Genomic DNA, 9,840 nt, shown 5'->3' with positions numbered 1-9,840 from the left:
CGAACAGAACTGACCACTCGTCAGCTATCTCTCCCGTCACAAAGTGACCAACGACGCGCAACACTCCACGTCACGGAGTGTCGTTGCAGTACTAGTAGCGGTATGCCAGCTCACCCCTGCCCTAAAAATGAGGCCGTTGAAGCCATCGGCCCAGCTCAGAGCATCGTCTACCTGCCCTCAAAAATGGGGCATCGCTGCCCGTGACAGCCTTGGTCCGGTCTTGAAAACGTTGCGGCTGCGCAACCGTCTCCTCAGACCTGGGTCAGGGGGCGCGTCTGGGGATGCGTTCGCCGCATCCATTCCGCAGCCGAACAGGAACTTCGTCATGAGTCACGTCGCTACAGCTGTGCCGATCGGCCCTTTCTACGACCGGGCCGATCGGCAGAGCGCGCCGGCGCTGGTCAACTTCCATCTGCGGGAACTCGGCCTCGGTGAAACGGGAGTCGTCAAGAAGTCCGCCAGAGGTCACCAGGTCGTCGACATCGTTCCGTCTGCGGGCAGGGGTGTGTGTCGGGCATCGGTGCTGACCGAGGCTGCGTGGCCGGAGGGGGCGGACCTGTGCGTGCTCGTGTCGTGGGCCCCGGACATCGCTTTCCGTCGGAACGATCGCACGGGCGCTCTCCCGGCGGGTGCCGAGGCTCACTGGCGGGAGCGGATCGGGGCAACGGCCCTCGCTCTACGCTCCATCGGCTACCAGGTCGAGCCGGCGCGCTTCCGGACGTCGCCGCACCTGTTCCCCTCTGCCGAGGATGGCGTCCCAGGCCATCGTCGACCGGCTCACCTTCGAGGCCCACATCATCGAGACCGGCACCCAGTCCTTCCGGCTGGCCAGCACCACCGCCAAGCGCAAGGCGGCTGCCGCTGCCTGATCCAGCCGTCACCAGTCGAGGGCGGGCGCCACAACACGGCGCCCGCCCTTTCGCGTTCCTGTCAGGGGAAGCGATCGGGCGGGCGTCGTGAATCACACGCTACCGCCACCAACTAGGGCCAAAAGACACGATCTTGCTTCGTCGCAGGACAGCCCGAAAACGTCACCCGATCGAGGGTGGGGCCAGAACAATCCGTTCCTCCCGCAGACCTCACGGACCGTTCACCCATACGGCCCAAAAGTGGGGCCACAACAACTCGGCGCAGTGGGGCCAAATCTGCCCGGCGAAAACAGACGGGCTACCCGATCTGAACGCCGCCCTCGCGGCGCAGCCGGCCCGGACCGTGGTCTACGTCTGTGGCCCTGGTCCCATGATCGACGCCGTACGCGAGACGGCACGCATCCGCGGATGGGACCCGCGCCGTGTGCGCTACGAGGTCTTCAACGCCGCCCACCATCCCGGCGACACCGACTTCGCCGTGCGTCTTCGAAGCGGGGAGACCGTACGCGTGGGCGCCGGCGTCACCATCCTCGACGCCCTCGAAGCCTCCGGCGTCGACACCCTGTCCGACTGCCGGCGCGGGGAGTGCGGCTTGTGCGTCACCGACGTCCTCGACCCGCATGACGGCATCGACCACCGCGACAGCTACCTCACGGCGGAAGAGCGCGGCACCTCCACCCAACTGGCCCTCTGCTGCTCGCGGGCGGCAGGCCAGCTCATCGACATCGACATCGGCGGAACGGCAAAGAACCTGTCATGACCGAGACCCTCACACCCAGCACGTCCGACGAAAGCCTCTCGAACGACGCTGCCGTGTTCGCGGCCATGGAGCCCCACGATCCCGGCCAGTTCGCCACCCACGCCACCCCGTTGATCCGCAATTGCTGGTACGTCGCGGGCCTGGGCAGCGAGATCGGCCGCACGCCCCTGGCACGCAAGCTCCTGGGCACCGATGTGGTGCTGTACCGGACCGAAAGCGGCACCCCGGTCGCCATGCGCAACCGGTGTCCCCACCGCTCCTTCCCGCTCGCCCGCGGCAAGCTCACCGGCGACCGGCTCGTCTGCGGCTACCACGGCATGGAGTTCGAACCGGACGGGGTATGCGCCCGCATGCCGGCCCTGTCCACCACCCCTGCCACGGTCACGATCCGGACCTATCCGGTGGCCGACCGCGGTCCCCTGACCTGGATCTGGATGGGCTCCCCCGCCCTCGCGGACGAAGCGCTCATACCCGACACCCGCTGGCTCGCCGACCAGCGTTGGGGCACCGTCTCGGGCCAGTACCACATCGACTCGGACTACGTGGCGATGCACGAGAACCTCATCGATCAGACCCACTTCCCCTTCCTCCACCCGGACACCGTGGGAACACCGGAGTACGCCCGGTCCAAGCTCAAGGCCACCACCGAGAACAACCAGGTCGTCATCCGACGCGAGCTGCGCGACTCGCCCCCGCCGGCCGTCTACGGCGTCCCGGCCGACATCATGCACAAGCGTGTCGACCGCACGTCCGAGGCCAGGTTCGTCTCGCCGGCCATGCACGCGGCCTTCGCCGAGATCATCGACCACGCGCCCGACCCGGGCAAGCCGTCCAACTACCGCTACAACATCACGCATCTCTTCACGCCCGAGACGAACACCTCCATCCACTACTGGTGGTTCAACTCCCGGGACTACCAGCCCGGAAACGCCGAAATAGACGCGTTCCTTCATGAGGCCTCGTCCCAGGCCTACCTCGAAGACGTCGAAGCACTGCAGTGGATCATGGAAGTCGTCAAGACCGACGCAGACCCCCAGATCGACCTGAGCTTCGCCCCCGACAAGCCCGGCCTGATGGCACGCCGCATCATGTACCGCATCGCCGCCCGGGAGCAGAGCTAACCCCAGGCCGCGGGGTCTCACCCGAACCAACCGGCTGTTCCAGTCCCCGGTGACACCGCGGCGTCGCCGCCACCGGCGCGACGGGGCCCGGGGACAACGACCAAACTCTTCTTTCGGGCCGCGGCATCTTCCCGCGGACGCCAGCCTCGTGCTGGCGGGAACGGCAGGACGTCGAGTCGACGCCCGGACGGCGTCCCTTGAAGTGAGGAGATCGTGGAGCCCGGCGCTTTCTGATCCGGGCTCGGCCGCCGACCAGCCGGGGCTGGTTGCGGGGTTGCGGTCATCGGCACGACGGCTTCACTGCTGAATCGGCACGGCACGCTGGACAAGTCCGCAATCGCCAGATCCGAGGTCGTCCAAGCTCATACCTGGAACGGTGAGCGAACACTCAAGGTCGATGGCACACGGGATACGAGGCTCGCGCAGTCGACCACCACGACGTGCCGCTGCTGTGCCGGCGGTTCGGGATCCCTGTGCCCAGGCGCTTCAAGGCCTTGGAGTCCCCCAGCCGCGTCCACCCCGACCGGATCCCGGCAGTCGTCCACCAAGGGCGCCCCGCTCCCGGGCCTGCCGCAGCCGTGCACGCCGGGACACCGAGGCCTCCCCGCAGCCGATCCGCCCGCAGAAGCCACAGCCCCCGGCTCTCCCCTCGGCATCCTCGCCGACACCCACTACGCCCCCTCCGTGTCTCCCCGCCTCGCGCGGGGCCGCCGAAGGCGACCGAACCGGGCGGCGGCGCCGGGCCGTTCCGCGCGCACGCGCCATCGGCTCCCTTCCCCGCGCCCCCTTGCCCCATTGAATAGACGCCACGACTAGTCTAGCCTCGGCATCGATAGACGCAACGGCCTGTCTCGCCTTATGGCCGGCGGTTCCGTCACCCTTCCGGCTTTCCTCCGCACTCACGAGAGGCCACTTCAGTGGGGAACTCGACCATCGGCACCGCGGCCCCCGCGGGCGCTCGCACTCGAGCGGGCGGCCACACGCTCGCCGTGATCAGCGTGGCCTTCGCCTTCTGGATCACCATGGCGGGGACGACGGCGCCCACGCCGCTGTACCCGCTCTACGGGGAGGCGTTCGGTTTCACGCCTTTCACCGTCACGGTGGTCTTCGCCGTCTACGCCCTGGGGGTCGTCCTGGGGCTGCTCACCTTCGGGCGGCTCTCCGACCAGGTGGGCCGGCGCCCCGTCCTGGTCGCCGCGACACTGCTGTCCGTCTGCGCCGCGGCCGTCTTCCTGGTGGCCCAGGATCTGGCCGCCGTACTCATCGCCCGGGTCATCTCCGGTTTCTCCGCGGCGCTCGTCACGGGTGCGGCCACCGCTTCGCTGGCCGAACGGCTCGGACAGCACAGCCGCATCAAGCCCGCCACCCTCGCCCTGTTCGCGAACATGGGGGGGCTGGCCTGCGGCACCCTGCTGGCGGGCATCCTGGCGGACCTGGCGCCGTCCCCCCTGCGCACACCGTGGGTGGTCATGCTGGCCCTCGCCGCCGTCGGCACGGTCGGTGTCCTGGTGAACGGTGAGAGTTCCGGCCACCGGACCGGTTTCTCCCTTCAGTTCCAGCCCCTGCACGTCCCCGCGGAGATCCGGTCGGACTTCCTGCGCTCGGCCATGGCGGGCGGCGCCGGGTTCGCCGTGCTCGGCGTGCTGACCGCGGTGACGGGACTGTTCCTGGGCGGGGTGCTGAACGAGACCAGCCACTCGCTGACGGGCCTGGTGGTCTTCATCGCCTTCGCCTGCACCGCGTTCGGCCAGCTCCTGGTCCGGACACTGAAGCCCGCCCGAGCGCTCCCCCTGGCCTGTGTCGGCCTGATCGTCGCGGCCGGCCTGATCGGTGCCGCCATGGCGAGCAGCACACTGGCCCCCTTGCTCGTGGGGGCCGCCGTGAACGGTCTCGCCACGGGCGTCGCGGTCGGTCACGGCATCGGCAGCATCACCACGCGCAGTGCTCCGCAGCACCGGGGGGCATCCGTCTCCACCTTCTTCGCCATCCTCTACTCCATGCTGGCCGTGCCCGCCATCGGGGTGGGTGTCCTGATCCGGGAGACCAGCCTGCGCCCCGCGGGCGAGACGTTCAGCGCGGTGGTGGCGGCGCTCGCCCTCTGCGTCCTGCTCAGCCTGCTCCGCTCACGGGCGAAGGCGGCGTGAGCCGGCCTCCGCGAGGACCGTCTCGCACCGGACCCGCCTGTGTCAGAATCACGAAGACCCCAGACTCGAAAGGCTGACGGAACCATCAGCACCACGCGGAAACCAGCAGCGGTCTGCGACCAGCACCCCGTCGTCAGCCGCACCGGGCCCCGGCGCAGCGAGAGCGTCCGGCTCGCCGTCCTGAACGCCGCCGACGACCTCCTGGTCGAGCGGGGGTTCGCCGCCCTGACCATCGAGGGCATCGCACAGCGCGCGGGGGTGGCCAAGCAGACGATCTACCGCTGGTGGAAGTCCAAGGTCGACATCCTGCTGGACACGCTCACCGACGACGCCCGCGAAGCACTGGAGTGGCGTACGGGAGACGGCGGCGCCGAGGCCGAGATCAGGGCCCACCTGAAGCGCGTGACCGACTTCTTCCAAGAGCCCGCCGGCCAGGTGATGCTGTCCCTGCTCGGGCATGCCCAACTGGACCAGGCGACCGCGGACGCACTGCGCTCCGGCTTCCTGTCGGAGCAGCGCCGGCGCGACATCGCGGGCCTGCGGGCCCTCTTCGGTCGCACGCGGGACGACCACGGGATCGACGACCGTACCGCCGACCACCTGGTGGACCTTCTCCTCGGTCCGCTCTACTACCGGCTTCTGGTCCTCGGCAAGCCGATCGACGAAGACCTCGTGAACAGCACGGCCCGGTTCGTCGTCACGCTCGTCCGGGAGTAGCCCTCCCCTTGAGTCCTCACTCTCGTCGCACGCGGGGGGCCGGGCACTTCGGTGGCCGGCCCCCCGCATACGGCATCAGTGCAGAGTGATACAGCCGGACCGGATTCCCGCGATCACGGCTTCGGTGCGCGATGCGGCACCAAGCTTGATGAAAATCGAGTGCAGGTGGACCTTGACGGTCCTCTCGGAAATCCCAAGGACCCTTCCGACCATCCTGTTGGAATATCCTTCCTTGATCCCGTCCAGAACCTGCCGCTCTCGTGGCGTGAGAACGGGGACATCCCTCTCGGTCATTCGACCTGATTCTCCCACGTCAGAGTCCGCCAGAGAGACTAATTAATCTCTCGGAATTCGCACTGGACACACGCGACATGCAGCTCCCCCTGCCTTACGACGGCCTTCCGCCAGCACACCCCTGCGCTAGCGCCATTGCTCGCACGGACGCCCTGATTGCAATAACTTCTTGCCGTTTCATCATACAGAGCAAATCGGGCGCGATCGTTAAACGTGGGTTACGTCATGCACAATTGGTTGCGCGCTAAAATTCTTGCGATCATTCCTGCACGCCGAGGGCGAAATCCGGCCATCATCCCCAAGAATAGGGGAGGCGATCATTCCGGTAGATAAAAATGCAGGCTGCACACAATTTCACCGGCCACTCCCCCGCGCCCCGGCGTGCGCCGGGAGACGAAGACCACCAGGTAAGAGACGAGACAGGCCGGCGTGACAGCTTTTCACCCGGGTCGACAGAGCACGCTTCCGTCACTGCGGGAGATGTCTCGAACGCGACGCACCGGGAATTCAGAAACGGCCATGCCCCGTCTTCCCCAATAGGAGCGAGACTCTCGGAAGATAGACTCTCGGAAGATATTATCTTCACGCGGCCTTCAGTCCGGCAGGAAGAGAATGCAGATCCGTCCGATAAAACCGGAAAGAACATCCGCACCACGGGCTCGCCCGGAAAGCGAATATGGCACACACGAGAGATTGTCATTCCATCGCCGGAAGCATCGGATCGATGCGGCAAGGAATACAAATTCCACTCGTCTGCAGCGAATATCGGAACTCCGCGCACCATCAGGATTCAACGCCGCGCACACCGCGGCACGCACTCCATGACAGCGACTCTGACGCCGCCGGTATCACGCGCTTCAGTCAACGCAAAAAGCGCCACGGAACGGACGGGTCTCGCCCGCACACGCCGATCGCCATTCCGCTGGGGCTCTCCGCCGTCCTGGCGGCATTCGGCGCGGGGCATTCCTGACTTCTCGGCCGATAGGGGATTCGCCGAGCGCTGCTGCTTCGGGCACAAAGAAACTCGGCCCCGGCAGGGTTCAAAGCGCTGTCGATTCCCTTCCGGCAGGCAAGCACCCCGGCGCCCGGCCACGGGACCGGGCCGGTGCGCGCCGGCTCAGGCGGGTCGTCCGCCGCGCGCTCGCGCGCCCGTCGCGCACGAGCCGGCCCCGGCCGGCCGCCGCGCCCCCGGGGCCAGCCCGTGGAGCAGGGCGTCGACACCGCCGGGTGGGACCGAGGCGGTCTCGTCCGCCAGGCAGTCGACGCCGACGACGGCTCCGAGGAGCAGCCGGGCGACGAGCCACGGCTCGATACCGCCGGGTACGTCCCCTTCCGCGACCGCCCGCTCGACCAGGTCCACCAGCCGCCGGAACACCGCGGCACGGCACAGCGCGTCGAGGCCGTCCGCGTCGGGCGGGCCTGCTCCGCGCCACAGGAGGGCGTGTCCGGCCGGGTCGGCCGCCGCGGCGCCGGCCAGCGCCTTCAGCGCCGCGGCGAGGTCGTCGACGCCCCGGCCCGGGCCGTCCGCGCCGCTGCCCAGCGAGGCGAACAGGACGCCGCGCAGAGGGGCCGTGGCACACCTCAGCAGTTCGGACTTGCTGCGCACGTGCCGGAACACCGCGGCCTTGGTGATCCCGGCGCGCAGCGCGATGTCACGGATGCTCGTGGCGTCGTAGCCGCACTCGTGGAACAACGCCTTCGCGGCCGTGAGAACGTTCTCACGGCCGCGTCCGCGCGGCGGTGGCGATGGCCACCCCTGTGGGCTCATGCCAGGGCTTGCCCGCGGCACAGGACGAGCACGGCGTCGGCGACGGCGCTCCCACCGTCACCGAGCCTCTCCTCGAACCGGCCGCGGATCGCGTGCTCGCGCCCGGGGTCCGTCTTGCCGCCACCGCTTCCGGTGCGCAGGCGCTGGATCTCCCGGGACGCCGCGAGCCGCTCGCGCAGCATGACGATGACGGTGTCGTCCAACGTGTCGATCTGCTCCCGCAGCCGGCCGATGTCCTCGGCCGTGGACACCCCGGGAACGTGGCGCTCCCCCAGGTTCTCACTGTGCATGGTCGTACTCCTCCGCTCGGACAGACGTTTTCCGGGCCGTAGCGACTCGTACGAGCCCAGGCTGCGCAGGCCTGGCAGGCGCAGTTGCAGCAGGCCGACGGCGCGCGCGGTGGCGGGCCGGTCCGTGCCGCCCGGGCAGTCGGCGAACAGGACGGCGCCGTCCTCGCCGTGCGGGACGACGTCCAGACCGACCTCGCTCAGGAAGGGATGGCCCCGCAGTTCGTCCAGTCGCGCCTCGAACTGGTCCGGCCTTCCGGGAAACCGGCCGATCAGCGACGTACGGCCGCCCGGGGCGGACCCCGGCACCCGCGGCGTGCCACGGCGCGCGCAGAGCAGGAACCGCGTGGTGGCGCCGGGAGCGTCGTGGATCGCGGTGGCCGCGGCTTCGAGGCCGTAGCGCGCCGCGGTGAACTCTCCCGCGACCGCGGCGTCGCACCGGCCGTCCCTGACGCCGCGCGCCCCCTCGGCGTTGGAAGGCGCCGGAACCCATCGGGCCCACGGCAGATGCCGGTTCAGCCAGCCGCGCACCTGCGCCATCGCGTGACGGTGTCCGGTGACCGTGCGGATCTGCGCCGGCGCCGTTCCCGGGCGTACCAGGAGGGCGAACTCGACTTCGAGCACGACCTCCTTCAGCACGACCGGCGCCGGCGATCCCACCAGTGCGCCAGCCGTCTCCGGGACCGTCCCGGCGACGGTGTTGTGGATCGGCAGCATCGCGGCGTCGGCGAGCCCGGCGTCCACCCGCGCCAGGGCCTGGGCAGCCGTGGCGGCCGGGAGCAGTTCGGCTCCCCCGGCCTCCGGAACGAGTCCGAGGGCTCGTTCGGTGAACGTCCCCTCCGGCCCCAGATAGCTGAACCGCCACCGGCGTGCGGGACGTCCGAATCCGCCAGGCTCGGGATCCCTCCCTCTCCGCGCTTCGGTCGCGCTCATGTCACGCGGTCGCGAGGGCGGTGTCCACCGCGCTCGCCACGGCGCTCTTGGCGCGCCGCAGCTCCTTCTCCTCCAGGAGCCCCGGTGCGAAGGCCGCCGCGTCGACGGTCACGGTCGCGGCGGGGCGGCCCGCCTGGACGAGTTCCACCGTCGTCCGCAGGGTGAGCCGGCTCGGCTCCGACAGGTCGGACTCGTCCACCGTCAGCCGCAGGGTCGCGCCGACCGGGAAGAGGAAGTTCGAGAACGTGGTGTTCATCGAGTTGAGCACGATGTAGTAGCGCTGCTGCGGCCAGCGGGCGGTGAAGTACCCCTCCACCACCGCCAGGAACATCTGGCGGGCCGCCTCGATGGCCACCATGCCCTGCACATGGACCCGGTCCTGGACGTCGACGAGGAGTTCGTTGTGGTCGTGCAGGCGCAGGCCGGCCTCGAAGACACGGTCGGTCTCGACCTGGGTGAGACCGGCGACCAGGACGTTGTCCTCGCGGGCCTTGTGCAGTTCCTGGCGGCGGGCGGGCGTGCCCGTGCCGTGGACCAGGGCGACCCGGTCGTCGAGCCCGCGGCGCACGATCGCGTCACGGATGTAGGAGACCTCGAACTCGCCTATGCCCTGGCCGGTGACCACGTGCACGGGGCCCTGGAGCGCGTCCAGGTCTCCCGCGTCCAGAGCGCGTGTCAGGCCCGAGAAGGTCTCGGCGCCGACGGCCTCGGCGAAGTCACGGAACCGGTCACCGACGACGAGTCGGGAGGTGGTGGCGCTGCTCATGAATCATCCTCCTGGCTGAGGGGCCGCGCCAACGCACGGCCTCGACGGGGCCCGTTCAGCGTGGGCTCAGCGGCAGGCGCCCGGTAGCCGCCAGATGGGCATAGGGCCCCGCGCCTAGTGCCTGCGTCCTACACCGCACGGCTGGGCCCCCGCCGGTGCGGATCGGGGGGTAGAGCCGAGG

8 protein-coding genes are annotated in these 9,840 nt (G+C 69.3%); 4 read left to right on the top strand and 4 right to left on the bottom strand.

From position 1 onward, the window contains the following. Positions 1-1,239 precede the first annotated feature (1,239 nt). The 4 genes from ABZX30_RS31030 to ABZX30_RS31015 all read left to right on the top strand — a co-directional run bounded on the left by ABZX30_RS31030 (position 1,240) and on the right by ABZX30_RS31015 (position 5,611). Positions 1,240-1,629, top strand: coding sequence for a 2Fe-2S iron-sulfur cluster-binding protein (locus ABZX30_RS31030; protein WP_355939424.1), 390 nt, complete (start codon positions 1,240-1,242; stop codon positions 1,627-1,629). Continuing rightward, positions 1,626-2,750 carry an aromatic ring-hydroxylating dioxygenase subunit alpha gene (locus ABZX30_RS31025; RefSeq protein ID WP_355939421.1) on the top strand — a complete coding sequence of 375 codons (1,125 nt, stop codon included), beginning with the start codon at positions 1,626-1,628 and terminating at the stop codon, positions 2,748-2,750. Before ABZX30_RS31030 ends, ABZX30_RS31025 begins: the two co-directional genes overlap by 4 nt. 917 nt (positions 2,751-3,667) lie before the next feature. Beyond that, positions 3,668-4,894, top strand: a complete 1,227-nt coding sequence (locus ABZX30_RS31020) for an MFS transporter (protein ID WP_355939418.1) — start codon at positions 3,668-3,670, stop codon at positions 4,892-4,894. A 39-nt stretch (positions 4,895-4,933) separates the two neighbouring features. Further along, on the top strand, positions 4,934-5,611 hold the full coding sequence (locus tag ABZX30_RS31015; protein ID WP_355939415.1) for a TetR/AcrR family transcriptional regulator: 678 nt from the start codon (positions 4,934-4,936) through the stop codon (positions 5,609-5,611). Between the two features lie 75 nt (positions 5,612-5,686). On the opposite strand, the gene ABZX30_RS31010 is transcribed toward ABZX30_RS31015, so the two are convergent. The 4 genes from ABZX30_RS31010 to ABZX30_RS30995 all read right to left on the bottom strand — a co-directional run bounded on the left by ABZX30_RS31010 (position 5,687) and on the right by ABZX30_RS30995 (position 9,659). After that, positions 5,687-5,905: a LuxR C-terminal-related transcriptional regulator gene (locus ABZX30_RS31010; RefSeq protein ID WP_355939413.1), complete on the bottom strand. Its 219-nt coding sequence runs from the start codon at positions 5,903-5,905 to the stop codon at positions 5,687-5,689. A gap of 1,117 nt (positions 5,906-7,022) precedes the next feature. Then, complete coding sequence (locus ABZX30_RS31005) at positions 7,023-7,673, bottom strand: TetR/AcrR family transcriptional regulator (RefSeq protein WP_355939410.1); 651 nt, start codon at positions 7,671-7,673, stop codon at positions 7,023-7,025. Beyond that, positions 7,670-8,893, bottom strand: a complete 1,224-nt coding sequence (locus tag ABZX30_RS31000; RefSeq protein WP_355939407.1) for a prephenate dehydratase domain-containing protein — start codon at positions 8,891-8,893, stop codon at positions 7,670-7,672. The genes ABZX30_RS31005 and ABZX30_RS31000 overlap by 4 nt, the downstream gene beginning before the upstream one ends. A 1-nt stretch (position 8,894) precedes the next feature. Beyond that, positions 8,895-9,659 carry an AfsA-related hotdog domain-containing protein gene (locus ABZX30_RS30995; protein WP_355939404.1) on the bottom strand — a complete coding sequence of 255 codons (765 nt, stop codon included), beginning with the start codon at positions 9,657-9,659 and terminating at the stop codon, positions 8,895-8,897. Positions 9,660-9,840: the final 181 nt, after the last annotated feature.

Origin of the sequence: Streptomyces sp. NPDC004542, assembly GCF_040610035.1 — a bacterium.
GTDB lineage: Bacteria > Actinomycetota > Actinomycetes > Streptomycetales > Streptomycetaceae > Streptomyces.
The sequence above is the reverse complement of the archived record's forward strand: the minus strand, read 5'-3'. Positions and strand labels throughout refer to the sequence as shown.

What these genes read in the sequence shown, in the direction of transcription:
- ABZX30_RS31030 (WP_355939424.1), top strand. Translation starts at nt 1,240, where the DNA reads ATGATCGACGCCGTACGCGAGACGGCACGCATCCGCGGATGGGACCCG.
- ABZX30_RS31025 (WP_355939421.1), top strand. Translation starts at nt 1,626, where the DNA reads ATGACCGAGACCCTCACACCCAGCACGTCCGACGAAAGCCTCTCGAAC.
- ABZX30_RS31010 (WP_355939413.1), bottom strand. Translation starts at nt 5,905, where the DNA reads ATGACCGAGAGGGATGTCCCCGTTCTCACGCCACGAGAGCGGCAGGTT.
- ABZX30_RS31005 (WP_355939410.1), bottom strand. Translation starts at nt 7,673, where the DNA reads ATGAGCCCACAGGGGTGGCCATCGCCACCGCCGCGCGGACGCGGCCGT.
- ABZX30_RS31000 (WP_355939407.1), bottom strand. Translation starts at nt 8,893, where the DNA reads ATGAGCGCGACCGAAGCGCGGAGAGGGAGGGATCCCGAGCCTGGCGGA.
- ABZX30_RS30995 (WP_355939404.1), bottom strand. Translation starts at nt 9,659, where the DNA reads ATGAGCAGCGCCACCACCTCCCGACTCGTCGTCGGTGACCGGTTCCGT.